This is a genomic window from Nocardioides sp. YR527, assembly GCF_900101045.1.
In the GTDB taxonomy this organism is placed as follows: Bacteria; Actinomycetota; Actinomycetes; order Propionibacteriales; family Nocardioidaceae; genus Nocardioides.
In genome coordinates, this window is sequence record NZ_FNFN01000003.1 from 96,525 (window position 1) to 121,901 (window position 25,377).

At 68.9% G+C, this 25,377-nt stretch carries 23 protein-coding genes; 8 read left to right on the top strand and 15 right to left on the bottom strand.

The window, feature by feature from the left end:
• The first annotated feature begins 30 nt into the window (after positions 1 to 30).
• Complete coding sequence (locus BLT25_RS09065; RefSeq protein WP_091044613.1) at positions 31 to 1,644, top strand: cation:proton antiporter family protein; 1,614 nt, start codon at positions 31 to 33, stop codon at positions 1,642 to 1,644.
• Here BLT25_RS09065 and BLT25_RS09070 read toward each other — a convergent pair.
• Both BLT25_RS09070 and BLT25_RS09075 read right to left on the bottom strand, forming a co-directional pair.
• Positions 1,626 to 4,415, bottom strand: a complete 2,790-nt coding sequence (locus BLT25_RS09070; RefSeq protein ID WP_091044616.1) for an FG-GAP-like repeat-containing protein — start codon at positions 4,413 to 4,415, stop codon at positions 1,626 to 1,628. The two genes, BLT25_RS09065 and BLT25_RS09070, sit on opposite strands and share 19 nt — an antisense overlap.
• A gap of 69 nt (positions 4,416 to 4,484) precedes the next feature.
• Positions 4,485 to 6,020 (bottom strand): AMP-binding protein, encoded by a 1,536-nt coding sequence (locus tag BLT25_RS09075; RefSeq protein ID WP_091044619.1) that lies wholly within the window; start codon positions 6,018 to 6,020, stop codon positions 4,485 to 4,487.
• Positions 6,021 to 6,066: 46 nt separating this feature from the next.
• On the opposite strand from BLT25_RS09075, the gene BLT25_RS09080 reads away from it, so the two are divergent.
• Both BLT25_RS09080 and BLT25_RS09085 read left to right on the top strand, forming a co-directional pair.
• Positions 6,067 to 6,684, top strand: a complete 618-nt coding sequence (locus BLT25_RS09080) for a TetR/AcrR family transcriptional regulator (protein WP_091044622.1) — start codon at positions 6,067 to 6,069, stop codon at positions 6,682 to 6,684.
• Between the two features lie 463 nt (positions 6,685 to 7,147).
• Complete coding sequence (locus BLT25_RS09085) at positions 7,148 to 8,164, top strand: MBL fold metallo-hydrolase (protein WP_091044625.1); 1,017 nt, start codon at positions 7,148 to 7,150, stop codon at positions 8,162 to 8,164.
• Positions 8,165 to 8,294: 130 nt separating this feature from the next.
• Here the strand turns inward: BLT25_RS09085 and BLT25_RS09090 are convergent, their stop codons facing one another.
• From BLT25_RS09090 to BLT25_RS09115, 6 genes are all read right to left on the bottom strand, one after another.
• Entirely contained in the window at positions 8,295 to 9,038 is a 744-nt protein-coding gene (locus BLT25_RS09090) for a CoA-transferase subunit beta (protein WP_091046187.1), read from the bottom strand.
• A gap of 2 nt (positions 9,039 to 9,040) precedes the next feature.
• A complete protein-coding gene (locus BLT25_RS09095; RefSeq protein WP_091044626.1) occupies positions 9,041 to 9,871 on the bottom strand; it encodes a CoA transferase subunit A in 831 nt (276 codons plus the stop codon).
• Positions 9,868 to 10,821: an acyl-CoA dehydrogenase family protein gene (locus BLT25_RS09100; protein WP_091044629.1), complete on the bottom strand. Its 954-nt coding sequence runs from the start codon at positions 10,819 to 10,821 to the stop codon at positions 9,868 to 9,870. Before BLT25_RS09100 ends, BLT25_RS09095 begins: the two co-directional genes overlap by 4 nt.
• On the bottom strand, positions 10,818 to 11,879 hold the full coding sequence (locus BLT25_RS09105; protein ID WP_091044632.1) for an acyl-CoA dehydrogenase family protein: 1,062 nt from the start codon (positions 11,877 to 11,879) through the stop codon (positions 10,818 to 10,820). The genes BLT25_RS09100 and BLT25_RS09105 overlap by 4 nt, the downstream gene beginning before the upstream one ends.
• The gene (locus BLT25_RS09110) at positions 11,876 to 13,006 is read right to left on the bottom strand and encodes an acyl-CoA dehydrogenase family protein (RefSeq protein WP_091044634.1); all 1,131 of its coding nucleotides are present in this window, start codon (positions 13,004 to 13,006) and stop codon (positions 11,876 to 11,878) included. Before BLT25_RS09110 ends, BLT25_RS09105 begins: the two co-directional genes overlap by 4 nt.
• 118 nt (positions 13,007 to 13,124) lie before the next feature.
• Positions 13,125 to 13,955: an enoyl-CoA hydratase gene (locus tag BLT25_RS09115; RefSeq protein ID WP_091044637.1), complete on the bottom strand. Its 831-nt coding sequence runs from the start codon at positions 13,953 to 13,955 to the stop codon at positions 13,125 to 13,127.
• 93 nt (positions 13,956 to 14,048) lie between these two features.
• Here BLT25_RS09115 and BLT25_RS09120 point away from each other — a divergent pair, with 93 nt between their 5' ends.
• Complete coding sequence (locus BLT25_RS09120; RefSeq protein WP_091044638.1) at positions 14,049 to 14,888, top strand: helix-turn-helix domain-containing protein; 840 nt, start codon at positions 14,049 to 14,051, stop codon at positions 14,886 to 14,888.
• A gap of 35 nt (positions 14,889 to 14,923) precedes the next feature.
• On the opposite strand, the gene BLT25_RS09125 is transcribed toward BLT25_RS09120, so the two are convergent.
• Entirely contained in the window at positions 14,924 to 16,354 is a 1,431-nt protein-coding gene (locus BLT25_RS09125; RefSeq protein WP_091044641.1) for an ATP-binding protein, read from the bottom strand.
• A 98-nt stretch (positions 16,355 to 16,452) separates the two neighbouring features.
• Between BLT25_RS09125 and BLT25_RS09130 the strand changes: the two genes are divergently transcribed.
• The 3 genes from BLT25_RS09130 to BLT25_RS09140 all read left to right on the top strand — a co-directional run bounded on the left by BLT25_RS09130 (position 16,453) and on the right by BLT25_RS09140 (position 19,741).
• Positions 16,453 to 17,643: an acyl-CoA dehydrogenase family protein gene (locus BLT25_RS09130; protein ID WP_091044644.1), complete on the top strand. Its 1,191-nt coding sequence runs from the start codon at positions 16,453 to 16,455 to the stop codon at positions 17,641 to 17,643.
• Positions 17,640 to 18,434, top strand: coding sequence for an SDR family oxidoreductase (locus BLT25_RS09135; RefSeq protein WP_091044646.1), 795 nt, complete (start codon positions 17,640 to 17,642; stop codon positions 18,432 to 18,434). The genes BLT25_RS09130 and BLT25_RS09135 overlap by 4 nt, the downstream gene beginning before the upstream one ends.
• A 158-nt stretch (positions 18,435 to 18,592) precedes the next feature.
• Complete coding sequence (locus BLT25_RS09140; protein ID WP_091044648.1) at positions 18,593 to 19,741, top strand: acetyl-CoA C-acetyltransferase; 1,149 nt, start codon at positions 18,593 to 18,595, stop codon at positions 19,739 to 19,741.
• On the opposite strand, the gene yidC is transcribed toward BLT25_RS09140, so the two are convergent.
• The 5 genes from yidC to BLT25_RS09165 are packed head-to-tail and all read right to left on the bottom strand — an operon-like array spanning position 19,725 to position 23,334.
• Positions 19,725 to 20,558, bottom strand: coding sequence for a membrane protein insertase YidC (gene yidC, locus BLT25_RS09145; protein ID WP_091044651.1), 834 nt, complete (start codon positions 20,556 to 20,558; stop codon positions 19,725 to 19,727). The two genes, BLT25_RS09140 and yidC, sit on opposite strands and share 17 nt — an antisense overlap.
• Positions 20,559 to 20,614: 56 nt before the next feature.
• The gene (locus BLT25_RS09150; RefSeq protein ID WP_091044654.1) at positions 20,615 to 20,902 is read right to left on the bottom strand and encodes a hypothetical protein; all 288 of its coding nucleotides are present in this window, start codon (positions 20,900 to 20,902) and stop codon (positions 20,615 to 20,617) included.
• A 35-nt stretch (positions 20,903 to 20,937) separates the two neighbouring features.
• The gene (locus BLT25_RS09155) at positions 20,938 to 21,507 is read right to left on the bottom strand and encodes a GNAT family N-acetyltransferase (protein ID WP_091044656.1); all 570 of its coding nucleotides are present in this window, start codon (positions 21,505 to 21,507) and stop codon (positions 20,938 to 20,940) included.
• A gap of 16 nt (positions 21,508 to 21,523) precedes the next feature.
• Positions 21,524 to 22,594, bottom strand: a complete 1,071-nt coding sequence (locus tag BLT25_RS09160) for an NAD(P)H-dependent flavin oxidoreductase (RefSeq protein WP_091044658.1) — start codon at positions 22,592 to 22,594, stop codon at positions 21,524 to 21,526.
• Positions 22,591 to 23,334 carry an enoyl-CoA hydratase family protein gene (locus BLT25_RS09165; RefSeq protein ID WP_091044661.1) on the bottom strand — a complete coding sequence of 248 codons (744 nt, stop codon included), beginning with the start codon at positions 23,332 to 23,334 and terminating at the stop codon, positions 22,591 to 22,593. The genes BLT25_RS09160 and BLT25_RS09165 overlap by 4 nt, the downstream gene beginning before the upstream one ends.
• 80 nt (positions 23,335 to 23,414) lie before the next feature.
• Between BLT25_RS09165 and BLT25_RS09170 the strand changes: the two genes are divergently transcribed.
• Positions 23,415 to 24,296: an SDR family oxidoreductase gene (locus BLT25_RS09170; protein WP_091044664.1), complete on the top strand. Its 882-nt coding sequence runs from the start codon at positions 23,415 to 23,417 to the stop codon at positions 24,294 to 24,296.
• 121 nt (positions 24,297 to 24,417) lie between these two features.
• Here BLT25_RS09170 and bla read toward each other — a convergent pair whose 3' ends face one another.
• Positions 24,418 to 25,296: a class A beta-lactamase gene (gene bla / locus BLT25_RS09175; protein ID WP_091046190.1), complete on the bottom strand. Its 879-nt coding sequence runs from the start codon at positions 25,294 to 25,296 to the stop codon at positions 24,418 to 24,420.
• Positions 25,297 to 25,377 lie beyond the last annotated feature (81 nt).

The window sequence follows — 25,377 nt, forward strand, 5'->3', positions numbered from 1 at the left end:
CCGTCGAGCTTTACCCTGGGGGACGTCCATATGTCGCTGACCGCGCTCTACCTGCTTGTCGCACTAGGAGCAGGGCTGGTCGCGATGTTCCTGAAACTTCCGCCGATGGTCGGCTTCCTCGCCGCCGGGTTCGGGCTGCACGCCGCCGGCGTCGGCGAGCTGGAGGGGCTGCACACGCTCTCCGAGCTCGGCGTGACGCTGCTCCTGTTCGGCATCGGTCTCAAGCTCGATGTGAGATCGCTGCTCCGGCCCGACGTGTGGCTGAGCACCTTCGCCCACCTGGGGTTCAGCGTCATCATCGGGATCGGCATGCTGGCCGGGATCGCACCGCTCGGCTTCGCGCTCCTCGCCGACGCCGACCTGGGCGAGATGGCGCTGATCGCCTTCGTCCTCTCCTTCTCGAGCACCGTCTTCGCGATCAAGGTCCTCGACGAGCGCCACGACAACAACACCCTCTACGGCCGGATCGCCATCGGTGTGCTGGTCATGCAGGACATCGTCGCGGTGGCGTTCCTGACCATCTCCAAGGGCCACTGGCCCTCGCCGTGGGTCTTCGCGCTGGTGCTGCTCCTCCCGGGCGCCTGGCTCGCCCACCGGGTCTGGGACCGGATCACCTCCGCCGAGCTGACCGCGCTCTTCGGGCTGACGATCGCGCTCGTGCCGGGCTACTGGGCCTTCGAGGCCGTGGGGCTCAAGGGTGACCTCGGAGCCCTGGTGGTCGGCGTACTCCTCGGGTCGCACGTCAAGGCGCCGGCGCTGGCCAAGCTGCTGTTCAGCACCAAGGAGCTCCTGCTCATCGCGTTCTTCCTGAGCATCGGACTGACCGGGGTGCCCTCGCTGGAGGACTTCGCCCTGGCCGCCGTGCTGCAGGTCCTGCTGCCGCTCCAGGCCGCGGCGTACGTCGTGATCTTCGCGTTCATGGGGCTGCGCTACCGCACCGCGACGCTGGCCTCGTTCACCCTGGCCAACTACTCCGAGTTCGGGCTCATCGTCATCGTCATCGCGTCGGCCTCCGGGCTCGCATCGGCCCAGTGGCAGACCGTGCTCGCGGTCGCGACCGCACTCTCGTTCCTGGTCGACGCGCTGTTCAACGCGTACGCCCCGGCGATCATCAATCTGCTCAACCGCCGGCTGCCGGTGCGGAGGCCGGAGCGACTCCAGGAGGCGGACCGGCCGATCAACCTCGGCGACGCCAAGGCGCTGGTGGTCGGCATGGGCCGGGTGGGGCGTACGACCTACGAGGAGCTGCGCGACACCCAGGGCTACCACGTGCTCGCCGTCGAGCACGACTCGCTACGGGCCGACTCGCTCAAGGAGGAGGGCTTCGACGTGGTCGAGGCCGACGCCACCGACCAGGACTTCTGGGAGCGGGTCAAGAAGGGCACCGGCATGGAGCTGGTCGTCCTCACGATGCCCTTCCACGGCGACAACCTGCTCGCCATGGACCTGCTCCAGAAGCTCGGGTTCACCGGCACCGTCGCCGCCATCGCCCTGCGCCCCGAGGAGCGCGACGAGCTCAAGAAGCGCGGCGCCCACGCCGTCCTGAACCTGTACGCCTCCGCCGGATCCGACCTCGCCGAGAAGGCGCTCCGGGTCAACCAGGAGCGCCAGCTCGCGACCCAGGCTCAGCCGAGCAGGTCGTAGCCCGTCGACAGCGCGCCGAGGTAGGTGCGGGTCACGCCGGTTCCGGTGCTGTTGCGCTCGAAGGCGTAGAGGTAGCTGCCGGAGCGGGCGATCAGGTCACCGCCGGCACCCCCACGCAGGTCACGCACGCCGAGGACCGCGTTGTAGCCGGACAGATCGACCGAGAGGGTGCGGTAGGAGACCAGGCCGCCGGGACCGTTGCTCTCGTGGACGACCAGCGAGCTGCCGTTCACGAAGAGCACGTCCGGGGTGTTGCCCGAGTTCCAGCGACCGGCTCCCACCAGACGGGTGCCGGAGGCCGAGGAGCGCATCACGATCGAGGCGCCGACCTTGGTCGAGCCCTTGCCCGGCCACAGCTTGATCGTCCCGTCCGAGGTGCGGCCCATCAGGTCCGGGAAGCCGTCGCCCGTGACGTCGCCGACCGCGTCCATCACGCCGACCGAGCCGAGGCCGGTCGCGATCGTGACGGGGCTGGTGAACTTGCCGGTGCCGTAGCCCCGGTAGAGGCGTACGGAACCGTCGGACATCTTCGCCAGGAAGTCGCCCTTGCCGTCGCGGTTCCAGTCACCGGCGTTCATCAGCGCAGTCGCACCGGCGAGGTTCACGCCGGAGTCGATCGGCTTGGCCAGGCTGACGCGACCGCTGTTGGGCTTGACGTAGAGCGTCGAGCCCGACCGCATCATCAGGTCCGGCAGGCTGTTGCCGGCCAGGTTGACCGCGCCGACGAGGGTCTTGTCGACACCGGAGAACGGACCCAGCGGCTTGCCGAAGCCGGAGCCGCTGGCGGGGTAGATCCAGCCGCGGTTGGAGCCGTCGCGGCCGATCAGGTCACCACGGCCGTCGCCGGTGAAGTCGCCGTAGCCGCTGATCTGGGCCAGCGAGGACCAGGCCGGGCTCTGGGTGGCGAGCTTGACGGGCGCGCCGAACGTACCGCTGCCCGATCCCTTGAAGTAGTAGAGCGCCCCGGACTTGCGGCCGATCAGGTCGCGCCTGCCGTCCTGGTTGACGTCGCCGGTCGCGGCGAGCTTGTCGAAGCCGCCCAGCGAGCGCGTCGTGCCTGCTCGGGTGAACCCGCCGGCACCGTTGCCGGTGTAGCGCACCAGGTAGCCCTTCGCGTTCTTCCCGACGAGGTCGTTGGCGGACGTACCGCCGATGTTGCCGACCGCGGTGATCTTCGAGACGCCGGAGAAGGTCGAGGTCGAGAGGTTCTTGAAGACCGCCGCGAAGGTGCCGTCGCCGCGACCCTTGCGGATGCCCGCGGAGCCGTCGTTGCGGACGAAGATCAGGTCCGCCTTGCCGTCGCCGGTGACGTCCGGGGTCACGACCTGCTCACGCGTGGTGCTGCCGAACGTCGTCGACGTCCTGGTGGAGTCGAAGCCGGCGAAGCCGCCGGTACGCATCGTGAACACGCGTCCGTCCGACTTCCGTCGCGCGACGAGGTCGGAGTGGCTGGTGCCGGCGATGTTGGACTCCAGGTCGCGGCCGGCCCAGCTCTTCTGCAGGCTCGCGGCCAGCGTACGGATCTGGGGGATCGCGTCGTAGAGGTTCTGGCCCGGGCACAGGGTCTGCCCGGCGTCGCGGTGGCCCTTGATCGCGTGCGAGAACGTGGTGCCGTTGATGTCGACGTTCGTCGCGCCCGCGCTGACGCCGTGGAGCGAGAGCTTCCAGGCGAAGAGGGCGCCGTACGCCTGGATCAGCTCCGGCGTCGGCTCGACGGTCTCGAAGTTGCCGAGCGCGGAGGCGGCGAAGCTGTCGGTGTTGTAGCCGGAGGTGTGGGCGCCCTCGACCGGCATCGCGACGCCGCCGTTGCGGCCCTCCCAGATCCGGCCGAACTTGTCGATGAAGAAGTTGTAACCGACGTCGCGCCAGCCGTTGGTCTGCACGTGGTAGGCGTAGATCCCCTGGATGATCGAGGGGACGTCGGCCTCGGTGTAGTCGTTGGTGCCGGCGGTGTGGTGGACGAAGCCGCCGTGGATCGTGCGGTACGTCGGTGGAACGTCCTCGCGGATCGACTCGTCCGCGCCCCACTGGGCGCGGCTGTAGATCGTCGGGCTCGGGGTGTAGCTGCCGGCCGCGAGGTTCAGGTCGGCGTCCGTCTTCTTCTTGTGGGTCGACGGGGCCTTGGTGGTGCCGTCGTCGGTGTCGATCGCCGGAAGCTCCTCGACGGTGTCCTCGGGCTTACCGGGTTCGATGACCGCGAGCTCGAGGTCATCGGGGAGTTCGGCGTCCGCCGGGACGACCAGCCGGGTCTGGACCTTGTCGACGTGACCGACGAGGAACTCACGGGTGCCCTCGCGGTTGCCCTTCGCCTCGGCGCTGCCCGCATCGGGGGCGTGCTCGTCGAGGTGGACCTCCATCGGACGCCACTTCGACCACGCGCCGTCGCTCTTGGTGCGGACCTTGGCCCTGACGGCCTCGGTGTCGATGTCGCTGCCGGGTGACCAGGTCATCCCGACGACGCCGAAGCCGGTGACGTCCTGGGGGACGCTGGTGAGGATGGTCCTGCGGGGCTTGGTCACCAGCGTCGTGCCGTCGGTCTCCTCGCCGGCGCTCGTGGTCAGGTCGATCTCCTCGACCTGAGCCTTCACGGGCCCTTCCGGGAGCGTCGACGGCTTCGACGAGGCGGCCTGGAAGGCGGCAAGGGAGCCGGTCGTGCTCGATCCGGGACGGGCGATGTCGAGGTCCAGCGTCGCCGGAAGCGCGACCGCGGTGGCGGCACCGATGACGAGGATGGTGCCGGAGAGAGACGCGATCGTGGCGCGTCGGGGCATCGAAGCCTCCGAGGGGGAAGTGAAGACGGGCTGACGAAACCTATACCCCCGCGGGGTGGGGTGTCTCACCTATATCGAGGTGTCGCGCAGCTCCGTCTTCAGGACCTTGCCGCTGGCGTTGCGCGGAAGGCTGTCGACCAGGACGTACGCCCTCGGCTGCTTGTAGTTGGCCAGGCGGTCCTTGAGCCAGGTCGCGATCGAATCGGCGGTCAGGTCGTCGCGTACGACGACGAAGGCCTTGCCCACCTGGCCGAGGCGTGCGTCGGGGACGCCGATGACCGCGGCCTCGACGATGCCGGGGTGGCCGGCGAGGGTGTTCTCGACCTCGGCCGGATAGACGTTGAAGCCGCCGACGGTGAACATGTCCTTGATCCGGTCGGTGATCTTCAGGCAGCCGTGCTCGTCGAGGAAGCCGACGTCGCCGGTGTGGAGCCAGCCGTCCTCGTCAATCGCCTCGGCGGTCGCCTCGGGATTCTCGAAGTAGCCGAGCATGACGTTGTCGCCGCGGATCCAGACCTCGCCGTCCTCACCGGGCTCCGCGTCCTCCCCGGTGGGGGTGACGGTGCGGATCTCCAGCCCCTCGACCGCGGGGCCGACCACCTTGGCCACGTGGGCCGGGTCCTCGCCGGGGCGGGTGGTGGTCGCGACCAGGCACTCGGTGAGGCCGTAGGCGCCCTTGACCTCGTCGATCCCGAGGACGTCGCGCATGTCGGCGAAGAGGCTCTCCGGGACGCTCGCCGCGCCGGCGATCGCGAAGCGCAGCGAGGAGAGGTCGTACGCCTTCAGGTCCTCGTGGTTGATGAGGGTCGTGAAGATCGTGGGGGCGCCGGGGAGGACGGTGATCCGCTCGTCCTGGATCAGCTGCAACGTCTGCGTCGGGGTGTAGGTCGCGATCGGGTAGATCGTGGCGCCCGCGCTGAATGCCGCGAGGAAGCCCGCCTTGTAGCCGAACCCGTGGAAGAACGGGTTGACGATGGCGTAGCGGTCCTCCGGGCTGAGTGCGGCGCCGCGGGCCCAGACGTCGGCGGTCCCGATCGTCTGGCGCTGTGCGCACATCACGCCCTTCGGCTTGCCGGTCGTGCCGGAGGTGAACAGCAGGTCGGCCAGGGTGTCGGGGGTGACGGTCGCCTTGGCGTCCTCGAGGCGCTTGTCGGTGATGTCGTCGCCTCTGGCCAGGAACTCGTCCCAGTCGCCGCCGAGGTCGACGATGGTGAGCAGGTGCTCCGGGAGCGGGCCGGCGTCGTGGAGCATCTGGACGTAGTCGGTGCCGAGGAAGCCGTTGACGGTGATCAGCGCGGTGGCGCGGGAGCGCTCCAGGATCTCGCGCGCCTCATGGCCGCGGTAGCGGGTGTTGAGCGGCACCACGGCCGCCCCGATCGTCTGCGCGCCGAGGGCCGCGACCGGGAACTCCCATCGGTTGGGGGCCCAGATGGCGACGCGGTCGCCGCTGCGTACGCCGCTGGCCAGGAAGGCACGCGCGGCCCGGTCGGTCGCGTCGGCGAGCTCGGCGTAGGTGAGCGTCGTGGTGCCGTCGACGATGGCCGGGTGGTCGGCGTAGGTCTGCTTGGCCTTCTCGATCAGGGCCGAGATCGTGCGGGGGGTCATCCTGGCAAGCGTAGTTGAGCAACTGCTTGTTTGGTAGGCTTCGTCCATGACTGACACGGGGGTTGCGCCGAGAAGGCGGGGGACGGCGTCGGGGTCGTCACGGCGGGCCGAGCTGCTCACGCTGGCTGCCGAGATGTTCGCGACCAAGGGCTTCGCCCAGACGACCGTACGCGACATCGCCGATGCCGCGGGGATCCTCTCGGGCTCGCTCTACCACCACTTCCGCTCCAAGGAAGCGATGCTGACCGAGCTGCTGTCGGGGTTCCTCGACGGGCTCAACGCGCGGTTCACCGAGATCGTCGAGAGCGGGGTCGACCCGCAGGCCGACCTGGACGGACTGATCACCGAGTCGTTCCGGACGATCCACAACGAGCGGCTCGCCGTCGCGCTCTACCAGAACGAGGCGTCCTTCCTGGCGACCGTCGAGGGCTTCGAGTTCGTCGCCGATCGCTCGCGCGACAACGAGGCGCTGTGGATCCGGGTCATCGAGGCCGGCCAGGCCTCGGGCGCCTTCCAGGCGTCGTTGGACCCCGCCTTGACCTACCGGTTCATCCGTGACGGCGTCTGGTCCACCGTCGCCTGGTATCGCCCCGGCGGCCGACACACCCCCGAGACGCTCTCGGAGCAGTATCTGAACCTGCTCCACGCCGGCATCCTCGCGTAGCTTGCTGATCGAGCCATCCCGTCGGTCGCGCAGGCGGCCGCGAGGCTCGGAGGGCAGCACATATCATCGGTGCCGATCAATGGCGCCTAATTGAGTACTTATCAATCTCTATCGGCGGACGTAGCCTTTGTAGGCCCTCCTCGGGTCGTGTTCACAAAGGAGATCCATGACCTTCACGCGCCGTTTCGCGCTGAGACAGGACGCACGTGCCGGGGACGGGACTGACCCGGATCTGCCCGACCACGAGCGGGAGCGACGAGCTCGAAAGGGCCTCTCAGGTGACGTAGTCGTGGGCAGCGACCTCGACGTCCGTCCGCTGGACGGCCGGATCCGACGGTAGCCCCGCGCTCCGCCGGATCGCGAGAACCCACCGCTTCATTGCTCGAAGCATCCGCGCGCTTTCATCGATCGCTACAGCCGACTCCCGCACGACATACGGAGTCGGCACAGAAGGGAATGACACATGTCCAACCACCTCCATCTCGACCGCCGAGGAACCCTCGGCCTTGCGGCCCTCGGCCTGTCGGCGATGGCCTACGGCGCCGCACCTGCTGGTGCGGCTGTGCCCACGCGTGCCCGGCAGCGGAGCGACTCTGCGCTCACGGTCACTCTCCTGGGGACCGGGAGTCCCGTGCCGTCCATCGAACGGATGGGCAACTCGACCCTCGTCCAGGCCGGCGGATACAACCTGGTCTTCGACGGCGGTCGTGGCTTGCCGATCAGGTTGGTACAGGCAGGTCTCCACTGCGGACAGATCGACGGGATCTTCCTGACCCACTACCACTCCGACCACGTCAACGGGGTTGCAGACGCGTGGATGATGGGCTACGTCCCGGCGCTCGGTGCCCGCACCAAGGCGCTCGACCTGTATGGGCCAACCGGTGTCCACCGACTTGCAGCAGGCCTCCGACTGGCGCACGCGGACGACATCCGGGTACGGGTCGCCGACAAGGAGGTCAACCCGGCCGCGGCCGCCTTGGAGTCTCACGAGTCGCAGGTCAACGACGCTGTGGTCTTCAACCGTGACGGTGTGGTGGTCCGGATGTTCGAGGTCGACCACGACAAGGCCGACGCCATCACCCCGGCCGTGGGGTATCGCGTCGACTATCGAGGCCATTCAGTTCTCATCAGCGGTGACACCCGCCCGTGTGAGAACGTCATCAAGTGGGGACGGAGCGTGGACCTGCTCATCCACGAGGTCGCCGATTTCCTGGATCCCACCGACCCGGTGATCCAGGGTGTGTACGAACATCACACGAGCCCCCAGCAAGCGGGCAAGATCTTCGACGCCACACGCCCCCAGATGGCGGCGTACTCCCACATCGTGGCGGGGATCCCGCCGCGGTTCCCTGAGGTTCCCATCGCGACCCTCGTCGATCGGACGCGCGAGAACTACGGTGGCGCGCTGACCGTGGGTGAGGATCTCTTGACCTTCACCATCGACAACTCCGGCATCGACGTGGTGCGCGCGACCGGCTGACGCGGGCCGGTTCTGCTCCTCGCCTGAGATCGCCGAGTCGGCTCGTCCTGACCGCAAACCTCGCCGAGTCGGCTCGTCATGACGAGCCGACTCGGCGCGAATCTTGGTCAGAATGAGCCGACTCGGCGGGCTACGGAACCTCTTTGAAGCGGAGGCCCTTGGGGTCTTCGGCCTCGATGATCTTCAGCTCGTCCGGGGTGGGCTCGCGGGTGAGGGGCGCGTTCGAGGCGTCGATCTCGAAGCCGGTGGCCTCCTGGAGCTCCTCGGGGGTCACGCCGGGGTGGATGGAGTCGACCTTGACGAGACCGGCGTCGTCGTAGCCGAAGACGGCGAGATTGGTGACGATGACGCCGAGGTCGTGGAAGCGGCCGGCGGTGCCGACCGCGCGGTCGTTGCCGACGCCGCTGGCGACGTCGACGCGGTCGACGAAGACCCGGGCGGAGTGCTTGGCGACCCAGTAGTCGACACGGTGGTTGACGGTGTTGCCGGGGGCGCCGCGTACGCCGATCAGCTGGCGCTTCGGCTGGCGCCAGTCGCCGATCGAGGAGATGTTCTGGTTGCCGTGCCGGTCGATCTGGCTGGCGCCCATCATCGAGTGCCGGCGGCCGCTGGCGACGATGTCGAAGATGCTGCGGAACGGGACCCAGGCCTCGGGGGTGCCACCGGCGGCCGCGGTCTTCAGCAGCGGCGGAGCCTCGGACATCATGAACGCCTCGCCGTCGCTGAGCGCGAGCTCGGGGGTGTGGGTGGCCTTGGCCAGGCGTACGCCGATGGCCGGGACGATCCCGACGGCGTGGGCGAGCACCTCACCGGAGCCCTGGAAGGCGTCGGAGACGGCGGCGACGCAGATGTCTGCTCGGCTGATCGTCTGCATGGTCACAGGTAACGCTCCTCGAACTCGATCCAGGCGTTGTCGGTCTCAGGGTCGGCCTTGGCCGCGGCGACGTACGCCTTCTGGAACTCTTCGTCGCGGCCGTAGTCGGGCTCGCAGGTGGTGAAGTGGGCACCGCCGGGCGCCTCGACGACGTGGTTGACGAAGATCCGGGGGACCAGGAGGGTCTGCGGCGGGGCCTTGGCGGTCAGGTCGTCGGTGGAGACGATCTGCTCGACCGACATGATCGTGGTGTCCGCGGCCATCGCGAAGAGGTCGTCGAAGTAGGGGTCCGGGCCGAGGTACTGGCCGTTGCCGGCCGCGTCGGCGCGGTTGAGGTGGATCAGCGAGACGTCGAGGCGGAGGCCGGGGACGGCGACGTACTCCTCGTCGTCGTAGGGCGACTTCACCGTCTTGAGGTCCGGGTTCATCGCCATCACGTCGCTGCCGAGGCCGGCCCGGATCGGCTGGAAGGAGAGCCGGTTCGCGCCCGCGCGCAGCCCGGCGACGAACATGCCCTCGTCGTACTCGCTCGTCTCCGGGATCTCGCCGCGCTCGCGGGCACGGGTGAAGTTGGGGTCGAGCGGGATCGAGTCGAGGCTGACGAAGCCGTAGACCAGCTTGCGGATCCTCCCCGCGCGAGCCAGCAGGCCGACGTCGGGGCCGCCGAACGCGACCACGGTGAGGTCGGTGATGTCGCTGCGGAGGATCTCCTTGACCAGCGCCATCGGCTTGCGGCGCGAGCCCCAGCCGCCGATCCCGATGGTCATCCCGGACTCGAGCTTGCTGGCGACCTCGGTGAGAGGCAATGTCTTGTCGAGCGGGGTCTTGTTCACGTGTCTCCTCGGAAGAGCTGGGCGGTGGCGTGAGCGCGCTTGAAGTAGAGGTGGGCGTCGTGCTCCCAGGTGATCGCCACGCCGCCGTGGAGCTGGATCATCTCGGCTGCTACCTGCGAGAACGCGTCCGAGCACCAGGTCTTTGCGGCTCGGATGAGCTGTCGGTCCGGCGTGGGCTGGGTCAGCTCCCAGGCCGCCGCCCAGCTCATCGTCCTGGCCGTCTCGACCTGCACCAGCAGGTCGGCGCAGCGGTGCTTGAGCGCCTGGAACGAGCCGAGCGGGCGGCCGAACTGGTGGCGCTCCTTGAGATAGCCGACCGTACGCTCCAGCGCCTCGCGCGCGGCCCCGGCCTGCAGGGCGGTCATCATGGTGGCGCCGACGGTGGTGACGTACGCGGGGTCGACCGTGCCGATGGGACGGCCGGGGTCGTCGACGGTGACCGTCGCGAACCGCCAGGTCGGGTCCAGGGCCGGGGTCGGGGTGACCGTGGCCGTCGCCGGGTCCACCGTGTGGGCCTGGTCGCCGCGCAGCACGAGAAGGATCTCCGCGCCGGACGCGTCGATGACGACATCCGATCCCGGGACCACGACCGCGGCGGTGGCCCCGCCGGCGATCCGCTCGAGGAGCGCGCCGGCCTCGGGCGTCCCGGCGGCGGTCAGGACCTGGGTCGCCAGCAGGGTGCCGACGAACGGCGAGGGTGTGAGCGCGGCGCCGAGCTCCTCGAGGACGAGATGGGCCTCGATGTAGGAGCAGCCGACGCCTCCGTACGTCTCGGGGATCGCCAGCGCGGTCACCCCGATCTGCTCGGAGAGCGTCTGCCACAGAGCGGTGTCGTAGCCCTCGGGCGCCGCGATCGCCGCCCGCAGATCCGTCGTCGTGGAGCGTTTGGCGATCGCGGTGTGAACCGTCGCCACCAGGTCGGTTTGCTCCTCGGTGAGCGCGAACCTCATCGGCTCTCCACCAGGGACTCGAGGATCCGGGCGCGGTGCTCGGCGGGCGTGCCCCAGGCGCCGACGAGCGCGCGGACCTTGAGGATCCACAGGCTCAGGTCGAACTCCCGGGTGTACCCGATCGCGCCGTGGACCTGGAGCGCGGTGCGCGAGGCGAGGTACGCCGCATCCCCTGCCGCCACCTTCGCCGCCGAGACCGCCCGCGCCGCCGTCGGTGCCTCGGCGTCGATCTCGACCGCCGCGTTGTGGACCAGCGGGGCGGCGAAGTCCAGGGCGACGCGTACGTCGGCGAGCAGGTGCTTCACGGCCTGGAACTCGCCGATCGGCCGCCCGAACTGAGTCCGCTGCTTCACGTACGCGACCGTGTCGTCGAGCAGCCTCAGGCCCGCGCCGAGGAGCTGGGCCGAGCAGGCGAGGGTGCCGACCTCGAGGGCGGGCTGCGCGTCGACCGTCGAGATCTCCTCGCCCGCGGTGATGTCGAAGAGCCGGCGGGTCGGGTCGACGGACTTCCGCTCGACTCCGAGGACCGCGTGGTGGAGGGTCGCGGAAGGGACTGTGTTGGTTTCGACACCGGCTCGCTGGGGAGCGTCGCTGGTCGAGCCGCCGGAGCCGCTAGGCGGAGGCGTGTCGAGACCAACACGGTCGCTGACCGCGTACGTCTGCTCGGAGATGTCTGCATCCAGGGCCCGAGCTGCGGAGGCGACCGAGATGATCGCTTCGCCAGAGGCCACCCGTTGGAGGATGTCCGAGTCCGGCGTCCGCGCGAGGAGTCCGGGCGCGACGGCGACGGACTCGATCCACGGTCCAGGGGTGCCGTGATAGCCGAGCCGCTCGAAGGCGACGGTCAGATCGACCGGGGTCGCTCCCACGCCCCCGTGCTCCTCCGGCACGAGCAGCCCGGTGACACCGAGCTCTGCGAGCCGCTGCCACAGCTTCAGCCCGGCAGAGTGGTCACCGGTCGCCCAGGCGCGCGCGGCCGCAGGGACCTCCGCGGCGCCGAGCAGGTCGTCGAGTGCTTCGGAGAAGGCATGCTGCTCCGGCGTACGTCCGAATCTCATCGGCCACCTCTCGGCAGGCCGAGCACGCGCTCGGCGACGATGTTGCGCTGGATCTGGTTGGTGCCGGCGTAGATCGGGCCGGAGAGGGAGAAGAGGTAGTCGTCGACCCAGGGACCGGAGAGCTCGGCGTCGGCGCCCAGCAGGGACAGCGCGGTCTCGTGCAGCGCGAGGTCGAGGTCGGACCACCACAGCTTGTTGATCGAGCCCTCGGCGCCGACCGAGCCGCCGGACTCGACGTGGGTGACGGTGCCCCAGGTGTAGAGGCGGTACGCCTCGGCGCCGATCCAGGCGTCGACCACCTGATCGCGCAGGTGCGGCTGCGGGTCGATCTTCCATAGGTCGAGAAGACGGTCGGCCGCGGCGCAGAACCGCCCCGGAGAGCGCAGCGACAGCCCCCGCTCGTTCCCCGCGGTCGACATCGCGACCTTCCAGCCGTCACCGACGCCACCGAGCACGTCCTCGTCGGCCACGAAGACGTCGTCGAAGAAGATCTCCGCGAAACCCGGCGTCCCGTCGAGCTGGTCGATCGGACGGACGGTGACGCCGTCGGCGTCGAGCGGAAAGAGGAAGTACGTCAGGCCTCGGTGCCGCTCCGCCTCCGGGTCGCTCCGGAAGAGGCCGAAGCCGCGGTCGGCGAAGGGTGCCCGGCTGCTCCAGGTCTTCTGTCCGTTGAGCCTCCAGCCTCCTGCGTCCCGGGTCGCGGTCGCGCGGAGCGAAGCCAGATCGGACCCCGCCTCGGGCTCGGACCACGCCTGCGCCCAGACCAATGTGCCGTCGGTCATGTCGCGCAGGTAGCGCTCCTTCTGGGCCTCGGTCCCGTGCCCGAAGATGATCGGCGCGAGCAGCGAGATGCCGTTCTGGCTGATCCTGGTCGGGGCGCCGGCGAGGTAGTACTCCTCCTCGAAGACGACCCAATCGGTCAGCGCGGCGTCCCGGCCGCCGTAGATCTCGGGCCAGGTGACGACCGACCAGCGCCCCGACGCCAGCGTGCGCTCCCACTCCCGGTGCGCCGCGGCCCCCTCGGCGGTGTCCATCGACGGCAGCCGTCCGGGGTTGTTGGCGGCGAGCCACTCACGAGCCTCGAGCCGGAAGGCCTCCTCGGCCTCGGTGAACTCCAACGTACTCATCGCGCTCCTCGGTCCGTGTAACACGTCGTTCGTAGGACTATCCGGTCGTTCAGATAGGGCGAGTAGTCCGACGAACAGCGTGTTACAGCTCGCCGGCCCGGCACACCACGCTCGAGGCTCACGACTTCATCGACCTCGCGTTCATCCCAGCGAGCGAGTCCTTGCCGACCTCGGCGTTGTGGGCATGGGCGGCGTGGTGGAGGCCGAAGACGGAGTCCATCCCGGCGCGCATGCCCATCAGATCCTCGGCCTGATTGACCGCCTTCTTCGCCAGCGCCAGCCCCAGGCGCGGCATCTCGGCGATCCGCTCGGCGAGGGCGAGCGTCTCGGTCTCGAGGTCGTCGCGGCGTACGACATGGTTGACCATGCCCCAGCGCTCGGCCTGCTCGGCGGAGAAGCGGCCGCCGGTGAAGAGCATCTCCTTGGCGGCACGGGGGTTGGTGACCCACGGGTGGGCGAAGTACTCGACCCCGGGGATGCCCATCTTGACCACCGGGTCGGAGAAGAAGGCGTCGTCGGAGGCGACGATGAAGTCGCAGGACCAGGCCAGCATCAGGCCGCCGGCGATGCAGGCTCCCTGCACCATCGCGATCGTCGGCTTCGGCAGCTCGCGCCAGCGGCGGCACATGCCGAGGTAGACCTCGGACTCGCGCGCGAAGCGGGAGTCGACGCCCTCCTTGCCGACGTGGTCCCACCACATCACGGCCTTGCGCTCGAAAGTCTCGTCGATGTCGCGGCCCGGGGTGCCGATGTCGTGGCCGGCGCAGAAGTGCTTGCCGTTGCCGCCGAGGACGATCACCTTGATCTCGTCGTCGTTGGTCGCTCGCGTGAATGCCTCGTCGAGTGCGTAGGTCACCTTCGAGTTCTGGGCGTTGCGGTATTCGGGGCGGTTCAGCCGCACCACCGCGACGGGTCCGTGGGTCTCGTACGTCACGACGTCCTCACTCATGCCGCAGACGCTACCAAACAAGTGCTTGGTTTGGAATGGCGATTGAACGCCTCGCTATACTGACGCATCAGTAATCCATCAGTAAGGAGACGCATGGCGCCGCGGACAGTCACAGGCAGTGCTCGGCTCGGAGAATTGATCAGGGAGAGACGCGACGAGCTCGGACTGACGATCGAGGAGGCTGCTCGAGCGGGAGGCGTTGGGAGCGAGTCTTGGCGGCGTTATGAGGGTGGTGCATCGATCAGGCAGGACAAGGTCCGTGGCATCTGCAAGGCGCTCAGGTGGCGTACGCTCCCGGCGGTCGATGATGCGGGTGAAGAGTCTGTCGATGCTGATCGACGGCTGAATGTCGAACTTGCAGACGCGGTAGACCAGCACGCATCTTGGATGGTTGATGCCATCGGCCCGGATGGCGTCCTGGTGTTGTCCTACGGGCTCGAGATCAGCCTTGACCAGATTCGGATGGACCTCGATGAGCTAGCCCGTCGTCCCCGAGGTGCGCACCTGGGTGAGATTCCTGGAAGTCTGTTGCTGGATGATCTCCCGGAGCAGTGGGTCACTCATTACGACTATGAGTTCGTCTACCGGTTCCGGTGCACGATCGAGCGGCTGCGTCTACGGGCAGTTCATGATCTCGGCTGGGACGGCACGGGTGGGTACGTGCGCTCGGTTGCAGATGACATTGCCCTGTACATCGTGATGGAGACGGGGGCGGGGGCCGTGGGACTCGTGCACGAGGAGAACGAGACGGAGGTCGAACACGACTGGCTCGACTGGTACTACCAGCTCAATGGCGAGGACGACCGAACCGTGCCGGCGCTCTATTCTTCACTCCCCTACCTCAAGGCGGATGCACTCTTTATACGAGAGGGAAGTGATCTGCACTTTGACCGCTGGTTCAACGACGATGATGCCCTCTTGCCGTTCCTCTAAGAGTGTTGTCGGTGACCTCTCGAATGTTCTCCAGCTCAAGATTCCCATGCGGTGAGAAGATCGTCGGCAGACCAGATCGCGGCTAGGTCCAGATCGGTGGTACCGCCGGCCGGGCACACCCCGACCAGGGCGGTCGAGTCCGTGAACCCGGGGACCAAGGCTGCGTCTCGACGGAGTTGGTCGCTGTCGTGGCGGTTCAGGGGCTTGTTGTCTCGCCACTTGATCGTGCCGACGAAGCTGATCTCCTTGGCCGGCCGAGAGTCGGTCGCGACCAGATCGATCTCGGGATTGTTCGTGCGGGGCCACCAGCCGCCCACGTGGCGTACGTTGGGCCAGTCTTCATGGTGAAGCCGCTGGACCGAGTCGCGTACAACAGCCTCGATGGCTCGGCCGCGCCACGTGCTGTAGCTCGTGCGGATCTGTTGCAGCACGCCTTTCGGCCGGCCGGCCTCGATGTCAGCCAATCCCTTTTCGAGAAACGCAAGGTGGAATCGCAAACCTGGATCGGCGACCCGAAAGCGCCGATCCTTCGGGGCGGTCCTGATTGAGAGCGGCTCGTCAGCAGCAATCACTCGACGGTCGAGGAGTCGATTGATCGTCGAGGTCAGGGTCTGCGGATGGGGGGTGCTGGGGCCTTCGAGGGCTCGCTGGACGTTGGTAAACGTGCGCTCGCCCTGTCCGCCGATAGCGGTCAGCACCTGGCGCGCCAGCGATCCTTCGCTGAACTCGGAGTCGAGGATCCGAGTGCCGTTGACAAGCAGAGCGCTCGTCTGACGCTCCAGACTGTCCTGGAGGAAGGCATCAAGCGTCGATCCGGGCTCCCACTCCTGGGCGACGAGCGGTTGGCCACCGGTCACAAGGTACGCGTCGAATGCCTCGATCCCGGCTGTCTGGGTCATCGTGGCGATGTCGTGGGGATTGAGTTCACGGAGGATCATCTCAGTGGCTCGGCCGTAGAACGGCTGGTCGGCCTGGGTGATTCGTTCCATCATGCTGATGTCGCTGCCGAGCAGAATCAGCAAGACGGGCTTGCGGGACAACTCGAGGTCCCATGCGCGCTGTAGTTCGCCCGCGCCGCCGGGGATGGCTTCCAAGAGCCAAGGGATCTCATCGAGAACGACGACCGATGGATTGTCTTCGGGTAGGAGGTCGGCAAGATTGGTCAGTGCCTCAGTGAGTGTCGCTGCGGTCAATCTGCTGGCGAGCCCTGCTCCAGGCAATGATGAACGCGCAATGGCACGGTGGAAGGTTGCGAGCTCTTGGGTGAGCGGGGCTCCTCGGGACGCTTGAAAGTGGACGTACGGCGCCCCGGTCCGGGTGGCGAACTCCGAGGCGAGACGTGACTTGCCGACGCGCCGTCGGCCGCGGATCATGACCGCGATTCCGCGGTCCAGCCGTTTGCCGCGTGATACGGCGTCGAACTCGGCCTGCAATGCGGCCAACTCGCGGCGTCGTCCGATGAACATCTGCTCCTCCTAGGGATACTTCAGTTCAACATAGTATAGGCGGGTGAAGTATTCTGTTGCGCTACCAAACAAGTGCTTGGTTTGGTAGGTTGTCCGGCATGGACCTGACCTACTCCGCCGAGGACGAGGCGTTCCGTGCCGAGGTGCGCGAGTGGCTGGCCGACCATCTGGTCGGCGAGTGGGCCGCGCTGCGCGGCACCGGCGGGAACGGCCGCGACCACGAGTCGTACGAGGGGCGGCTGGCGTGGAACCGCTACCTGTCCTCACACGGGTGGACCTGTCTGGGGTGGCCCGAGGAGCACGGCGGGCGCGGCCTGCCGCTGTTCCAGCAGGTGATCTTCCATGAGGAGTACGCCCGGGCGGACGCCCCGGTCCGGATCAACCATCTCGGTGAGGAGCTGCTCGGCCCGACCTTGATCGCCCATGGGACCGACGCCCAGAAGGCGCGGTTCCTGCCGAAGATCGTGGCCGTGGAGGAACTGTGGTGCCAGGGCTACTCCGAGCCCGGCGCGGGCTCCGACCTGGCCGGCGTCCGGACCCGGGCAACGCTGGACGGCGACAGATGGGTCGTCGACGGCCAGAAGGTCTGGACGTCGAACGCCCACCTCTCCGACTGGTGCTTCGTGGTGTGCCGGACCGAACCGGGATCGTCACGGCATCACGGGCTGTCCTATCTGCTCGTGCCGATGGCGCAACCCGGCGTCGACGTACGCCCGATCGAGCAGCTCACCGGCACCTCCGAGTTCAACGAGGTCTTCTTCGACGGCGCCGTCACCGACGCGGACCTGGTGGTCGGCGAGCCGGGCGACGGCTGGAAGGTCGCGATGGCGACCCTCGGGTTCGAGCGCGGGGTCTCCACGATCGGCCAACAGGTCGGGTTCGCGCGCGAGCTGGAGACGGTCGAGGAGGCCGCGCGAGCGAACGGCGCCATCGACGACCCCGGCATCGCCTCCCGACTCAGCCAGGCCCACGTCGGGCTGGAGGTGCTCCGGCTGCACGCGCTGCGGACCCTCTCCGCGTACGACTCCGGCTCCTCCGGCCCCGAGGCGAGCGTCTCCAAGCTGCTCTGGGCCCGGTGGCACCGCGACCTCGGCGAGCTGGCGATGGACGTCGTCGGGCTCGCCGGGCTGACCACCGGCGAGGACTACGCCCTCGACCGGCTCCAGTCCCTATACCTCTTCTCCCGCGCCGACACGATCTACGGCGGCTCGGACGAGATCCAACGGAACATCATCGCCGAGCGCGTGCTCGGCCTGCCCAGAGAACCACGCAGAGAGGCCCGTGCATGAAGCCGGAACAGCCAACCCCCGCGTACGTCCCCGGCCACTCGCTCCTGGAGGGCCGGGTCGTCGTCGTGACCGCCGCCGCCGGTGCGGGGATCGGGGCGGCGGTGGTGCGGAAGGTGCTCGAGGAGGGGGCCAAGGCGGTCGTCGTCTCGGACACCCACGAGCGACGGCTCAAGGAGTCGCGCGATGCCCTCGCCGAGGAGTTCGGGGAAGACCGGATCACGGCCGTGACCTGCGATGTCACCCAGGAGGACCAGGTCCAGGCGCTGCTCGACGCGGCTGAGCCGTACGGCGGTGTCGACGTGATGATCAACAACGCCGGCCTCGGCGGGACCGCGTCGGTGCTGGAGATGACCGACGACCAGTGGGGGAAGGTTCTCGACATCACTCTGACCGGGACGTTCCGGTGCATCCGGGCCGTCGGGCAGCGGTTCGTGGCCGCCGGGAAGCGCGGCGTGATCGTCAACAACGCCTCCGTCATCGGCTGGCGAGCCCAGGAGGGGCAGGCGCACTACGCCGCCGCCAAGGCCGGCGTGATGGCGCTGACCCGCTCCGCCGCCGCCGACCTCGCGCCGCACGGGATCCGCGTCAACGCGGTCTCGCCGTCGCTCGCGATGCATCCGTTCCTGGAGAAGGTCACCTCGCCCGAGCTGCTCGTCGAGCTCAAGGGCCGCGAGGCGTTCGGCCGTGCCGCCGAGCCCTGGGAGGTCGCCAACGTCATGGTCTTCCTGGCCAGCGACTACTCGTCCTACATGACCGGCGAGGTCCTCTCGGTGAGCAGCCAACATGCCTAGCAACACCCCGCTGGTCGAGCCGGGAGGCCGCCTGCGGCCGAGCGTGTCGAGACCAACACAGTCCCATCGAGCGCCGCAGGGACCGTGTTGGTCTCGACACGACGTCGCTCGTACCTCACGACGTCGGCTCGACCGACGTGGGTCAAGGAGTCAGAACATTGCCTGAGGCATTCATCATCGACGCCGTCCGTACGCCGGTAGGCAAGCGCGGCGGCGCGCTGGCCGGCCTCCACCCGGCCGACCTGGGCGCCCACTCGCTGGCCGCGCTCGTCGACCGCACCGGGATCGATCCGGGGGCCGTCGACGACGTGATCATGGGCTGCTGCGACACCATCGGCGGCCAGGCCGGCGACGTGGCGCGGACCGCGTGGCTGGTCGCCGGGCTGCCCGACCATGTGCCGGGCGTGACCGTCGACCGGCAGTGCGGCTCCTCGCAGCAGGCGGTGCACTTCGCGGCTCAGGGCGTCATGTCCGGGACGCAGGACCTGGTGGTCGCGGGTGGGCTGCAGAACATGTCCGCGATCCCGATATCGGCGGCGATGCTGGTGGGCCAGCAGTACGGGTTCAGCACTCCCTTCGCCGAGTCGCCCGGCTGGGTGAAGCGCTACGGCGACCAGGAGGTCTCCCAGTTCCGCTCCGCCGAGATGATCGCCGAGAAGTGGGACGTCTTGCGCGAGGACATGGAGGCCTACGCGCTCGCCTCCCACCAGCGCGCGAAGACCGCGATCGCCGAGGGACGTTTCGACCGGGAGATCGTGCCGGTCGGTGACTTCGCCGTCGACCAGTGTCCCCGCGAGACCTCGCTGGAGAAGATGGCCTCGCTGGAGCCGCTCGCTCCCGGCGGACGGATCACCGCCGCCGTCGCCTCCCAGATCTGCGACGCCTCCTCAGCGCTGCTGGTCGCCTCGGCCGCGGCCGTACGCACCTTCGGCCTCACCCCGCGAGCTCGGATCCACCACCTCTCGGTCCGCGGCGACGACCCGGTCTGGATGCTCACCGGCCCGATCGAGGCCACCCGCCATGCGCTGGCCAAGACCGGCCTGTCGGTCGACGACATCGACCTGTTCGAGTGCAACGAGGCCTTCGCCTCCGTCGTCCTGGCGTGGATGAAGGAGCTCGACGTCCCGCATTCCAAGGTGAATGTGAATGGCGGCGGCATCGCCCTGGGCCACCCCATCGGCGCCACCGGAACCCGGCTGATGACGACCCTGCTCAACGAGCTCGAGCGCACCGGTGGCCGCTACGGTCTGCAGACCATGTGCGAGGGCGGCGGTCAGGCCAACGTCACGATCATCGAGCGGTTGTGAGCACGGCTCGCTTCTCGTGTCGCTTCTCGGCGCGTGCTGCGGCGGGGGAGCCGGGGGTGGGGAACCAGCGGTGGATGACCGCGGCCTGACCGGCGGTCCACAGGCCGCTGATGACCCAGTAGACCAGCAGGGCGAGGGGGACGCTGCTGCCGGCCAGGAGCATGCCGCCGGCGGAGATGACCGGCATCATCTCCTGGATCCGGATCATCGACTCGGGCATGTCGGCGCGCACCATGTTGGGCAGGACCCACAGCCGCTGGCTGAGGTAACTGACCAGTGCGGCGGTGGCGGCGAGGCCGAGGGTGATCACCAGATGGGTCGTGTCACCGGAGAGGTAGCCGTGGCCGGTCAGCGGCGCGCCCAGGAAGGTCGCGTTCCCGAGCGAGGCGACCAGCGAGTCGTTCATCACGCCGACCGCGTTGTTCCGGCTGACGTCGGAGAGCAGGTGGTAGAGCGCCAGGAAGATCGGCAGCTGGGCGAAGGCGGCGAGCATCGCGAAGCGGGGTACGCCGTGCTCCTCGTTGATCTTTCGACGCTCCTCCATCATCGCCATCATGTCGGCCTGGCTCGCGCTGCCGGAGGAGTTCTTCTTGGCGTACTTCTTGGTCAGTGCCTGCATCTGTGGACGGGCGCGGGCGGAGGCGTGGGCGGTGCGTACGCCGCGGATCGTCAACGGCAGGAGGGCGAGCCTGACCAGGACGACGACGGCGGCGATGGCCAGCAGCCAGCTGGCGTTGTCGCCCGCGAAGGACAGGACGTGGTGGGCGCCGGCGAGGACGGCCGCGAGGGCGTGCGACAAGGGGGCGAGAACGGACATGGGTGTGCTCCTGAGGTGAGTGGGTAGGTCTGACGGGCTCGCTGGTGGGCGAGCGGTCAGACCTGCTCAGGGGCGCGCGGACGGCGCGGGGAGCACACCGGGTCGGTGACCCGGGCAGCAAGATGATGAGGTCCGTCGGACACGTCCGGCGGGACCGTCGAACGCGCCCTCACCAGGGCGAACGCACTGACGTTGTGAAGCGCTCCGACGGCGACGGCCGCGAGCGCGGTCGAGACGGCGATGGTGAGCAGCGCCTGCTCGGGATCGACGCTCATCAGCGCCGGGAGCATCAGCGTGAAAAGTGCGACGAGCGCGATGCGTACGCGGCTCGTCTCGGTCTTCACGACTCACACTGTACCGATCGTGGTCAACCAGCGCCTCATCTCAGGTCACGGCGCATCAGCACGCGCGGGTGGCCGGCGAGGACCGAGGTGGTGTCGGCGGCCCAGGAGAATCCCGCGGCCTCGAAGTTCTTGCGGATCCCCGCGTACGCCATGGTCAGGTCGACCTTCGCGCCCTGGTTGTCGAGCGGGTAGGCCTCGATGGCCGGGGCGCCGCGGTCGCGCGCGAAGTCGACGGCACCCTCGATGAGCGTGTGCGAGATGCCCGTGCCGCGGTGGCCCGGCCGGACCCGGATGCACCACAGCGACCAGACCGGGAGGTCGTCGACGTGCGGGATCTTCCGGTTGCGGGCGAAGGACGTGTCGGCGCGCGGCGCGACGGCGGCCCAGCCGACGGGCTCCTCGCCGTCGTAGGCGAGCACGCCCAGCGGGCCCTGCTCGAGCAGGCCGCGTACGTGCTCCCCGCGCGCCGGCCCCTGCAGCTCGTTGTTGAGCTTCGACGGGATCCGGTAGCTCAGGCACCAGCACACGCTGGCGTCGGGGCGTTTGGGGCCGACGAGAGCGCGTACGTCCTCGAACACCGTCGCCGGGCGAACCTCGATGGCCATGGGTCCACCCTGAGGCTCAGGCGCGGGTCGCGTCCAGGTGTTTGAGGCGGTCGGCGGCCTGGGCGACGATGCGGTCGACCAGCTCCTCGCAGGTGGGGAGGTCGTCGAGGAGGCCGACGACCTGGCCGCTGGAGAGCATCCCGGCGTTCGTGTCGCCCTCGACCAGGCCAGCGCGGAGCAGCATGGGGGTGTTGGCGGCCAGGACCACCTCGGCCCAGGTGCGGTCGCCGCCGTGGACCATCGCGCGGCCGTCCTTGATCAGGGTGCGCCAGGGGAGGCCGGACATCTGCTGGAACTGCCGGGTGCGCTTGAGCGTGCGCAGCAGCTTCGCGGTGATGCCCTCCTTCTCGAGCGTGTCGATGAACTCGGTGCGGAGCAGGCGGTGCGGCATCCCGTCTGCCTTGGTGGTCACGACGGTGCCGTCGAGGCCGAAGCTCAGGTAGCGCCGTCGGACGTCCTCGGGGACGGCCGAGTCGGCGGTGAGCAGGAAGCGTGTGCCCATGCCGATCCCGGCGGCGCCGTAGGCCATGGCCGCGGCGAGTCCGCGGCCGTCGAAGAAACCGCCCGCGGCGACGACGGGGATGTCGACGGCGTCCAGGACGCTCGGGAGGAGCAGGGTCGTCGGGACCGCGCCGGTGTGGCCGCCGCCCTCGCCGCCCTGGATCATCACCATGTCGGCGCCCCAGCCCGCCACCTTCTTGGCGTGCTTGGCCGCGCCGATCGAGGGCATCACGACGATGTCGTGCTCCTTGAGCTTGCTGATCAGCTCGGGCTTGGGTGCCAGCGCGAAGCTCGCGACCTTCACGTCGTGGTCGATGAGCAGCCGGCAGCGGTCGGGGGCGTCCGAGGCGTCGGCGCGCAAGTTGACGCCGAACGGCTTGTCGGTGCGGCCCTTGACCTCGACGATCGCCTTCTCCAGCTCGACGAGGGTCATCGTGGCCGAGGCCAGGATGCCGAGCGCGCCCGCGTTGGCGGTCGCGGAGACGAGCCGCGGGCCGGCGACCCAGCCCATCCCGGTCTGGACGATCGGGTGGTCGACCCCGGTCAGCTCGGTGAGCCGGGTGCGGAAGGTCTGGGCGGTGCTCATCGGCCATCCTTCACGAAGGCGTCGCGGCGCTCGTCGGCCACGCCGGCGAGGTTGAGCTCGTAGGTGAAGCCCTGCTCGAAGCGGTAGGAGGCGTTCACGTCGACCGGGTCGATGCCGTTGAGTGCGGCCTTGGCCGCGCGGATCACCTGCGGGTCCTTGGCGGCGATCTGTCGCGCGACCTCGAGGGCGGCCTCGTCGAGGTCCTCCCGGGGAACGACCTGGTGGACCGATCCCAGCTCGTGCAGGCGCTGGGCGGTGATGGTCTGGGCGGTGAAGTAGAGCGTACGCAGCATGTGCTGGGGCACCAGACGGCTCAGGTGGGTGGCGGCACCGAGGGCTCCGCGGTCGACCTCGGGTACGCCGAAGAAGGCGTCGTCGCTGGCCACGATCGTGTCCGCGTTGCCGACCAGGCCGACGCCTCCGCCGAGGCAGAAGCCGTTGACCGCGGCGATCACCGGGACCGGACACTCGTAGATCGCCTTGAACGCCGCGTAGCAGCCGCGGTTGGCGCCGAGGATGCCCTCGAACCCCTCGATCTGCTGCATCTCCTTGATGTCGACGCCGGCGTTGAATCCCTTGCCCTCGGCGCGCAGGATCACGACTCGTGCGCCTTGGTCGGCGGCGGCCGTGACGGCGTCGGCGACCTCGAACCAGCCCTTCACCGGCAGCGCGTTCACCGGTGGGTGGTTCATCGTGACGACGGCGATCTGCTCGTCGGTGATCTCGGTGGAGATGCCCATGGTCCGTTCCTAACCTAGCGATTGCTTGGTAGCCTAGCAGTTGCTTGGTTTCTGAACGCAAGACTGAAAGGGACGCCACCATGGCTCGACTGCTCGAAGGCCGGATCGCGATCGTCACCGGAGCGGGGCGAGGCATCGGCCGGGCGCACGCTCTCGAGCTCGCCCGTCACGGGGCGAAGGTGGTCGTCAACGACTTCGGCGTCTCGCTCGCGGGCGAAGGCACCGGAGAGTCGCCCGCGTCCCAGGTGGTCGACGAGATCGTCTCCGCAGGTGGGCAGGCGGTGGCAAACGCCGCCGATGTGGCGGACTTCGCGCAGGCCGAGGCGATGGTGCGACAGGCCATCGAGACGTACGGGGGCCTGGACATCCTCGTCAACAACGCCGGATTCGTACGCGACCGGATGCTGGTCAACACCTCCGAGGAGGAGTGGGACGCCGTCATCCGGGTGCACCTGAAGGGACACTTCGCGACGCTGCGGCACGCGGGTGCGTACTGGCGGGCCGAGTCGAAGGCCGGGCGCCAGCGGGAGGCCCGGGTCATCAACACCTCGTCCGGCGCGGGCCTGCAGGGCTCGATCGGACAGGGCACCTACTCGGCGGCCAAGGCCGGGATCGCCGGGCTGACCCTGGTCGCCGCCGCCGAGATGGTGCGGTACGGCGTCACCGTCAACGCGATCGCACCGGTCGCCAAGACCCGGATGACCGAGGGTGCCTTCGACACTTCCGCGATGGCGCTCCCCGAGGACAACTCACCCGTCGTCGCCTGGCTCGCCTCCGAGGACGCCCGCGACGTCACCGGCCGCGTCATCGAGATCGACGGCCCGCAGATCACCGTCGAGAACGGCTGGGCCCACGGTCCTTCCGCCGACGCCGGCGCCCGCTGGGAGGCCGCAGAGGTCGGGCCCGCTCTCCGCAAGCTGCTCGGTGAGGCCCCGGTCCCCGAGAACGTCTACGGAGCCTGACCCGCCGAGATCGGGCCGGTCCGGCACCTGTAACACGTCGTTCGTAGGACTATCCGGTCGTTCTGATAGGGCGAGAAGATCTACGAACGACGTGTTACAGCTCGACGGCCGCCGCGGCAGGTCAGCCGAGCTCCGCACAGACGGTCGCCGCGATGTCCGCGAGCGGGACGTCGAGCGGTGGGGCGGCGGGGTCGTCGGAGCGGGTGAGGGCGGCGATGACGATCGGGGCGCCGTCGGTGGTCCAGGTGACGCCGACGTCGTTCCTCGATGCGTAGTCACCACCACCGGTCTTGTCGGCGAGCCGCCAGCCGGCGGGAACCCCGGCGCCGAACCTGGTGACGGTCGACTGGTTGGCCAGCATCCAGGTGATCAGCTGGTCCCGGTCGGCGCGGTCGAGGGCGTCGCCGAGGACGAGCTTGGTGTAGGTCTGCGCGATCGCACGCGGCGAGGTGGTGTCGCGCTGGTCGCCCGGGATCGCGCTGTTGAGCTCGGGCTCCCAGCGGTCCAGCCGGGTCACGGAGTCGCCGAGCGAGCGGGCGAAGCGGGTGATGCCGGTGGGGCCGCCGATGAGGTGGAGCAGCTCGTTGGCGGCGGTGTTGTCGGACCGGGTGATCGCCGCCTCGGCGAGCTGCGCGACGGTGAGACCGTTGCGGACGGTGAGCGAGGTGATCGGTGAGTTCACGACGACGTCGGCAGCGTCCCAGGTGAGGCGCTGCTGGAGCGTACGCGCGGGGTGATCGCGCAGGATCGAGGCCGCGAGCAGGGTCTTGAAGGTCGACAGCATCGGGAAGCGCTCGTCGGCACGGTGCTCGATGACGCGGCCGGTCCGCATGTTCCGCGCCCAGACGCCGAGGTGGCGCTGGTGCTTCTGCTCCAGCGCGGCGATCGAAGGGCTGTCGGCGGCGTACGCCACGGAGGCGCTGACTCCGGTCGCGGCGACGGCGGCCGCGGTGGCGGCTCCGCCCAGGAGGGTGCGGCGGCTGAGGATCGGGTTGGTCATGCCGAGCATCGTGACCCCGATGCGGCGACGGCGTCCAAGGACGATCCGGCATGGACGTATGCATCGCCGACATGGGACGAG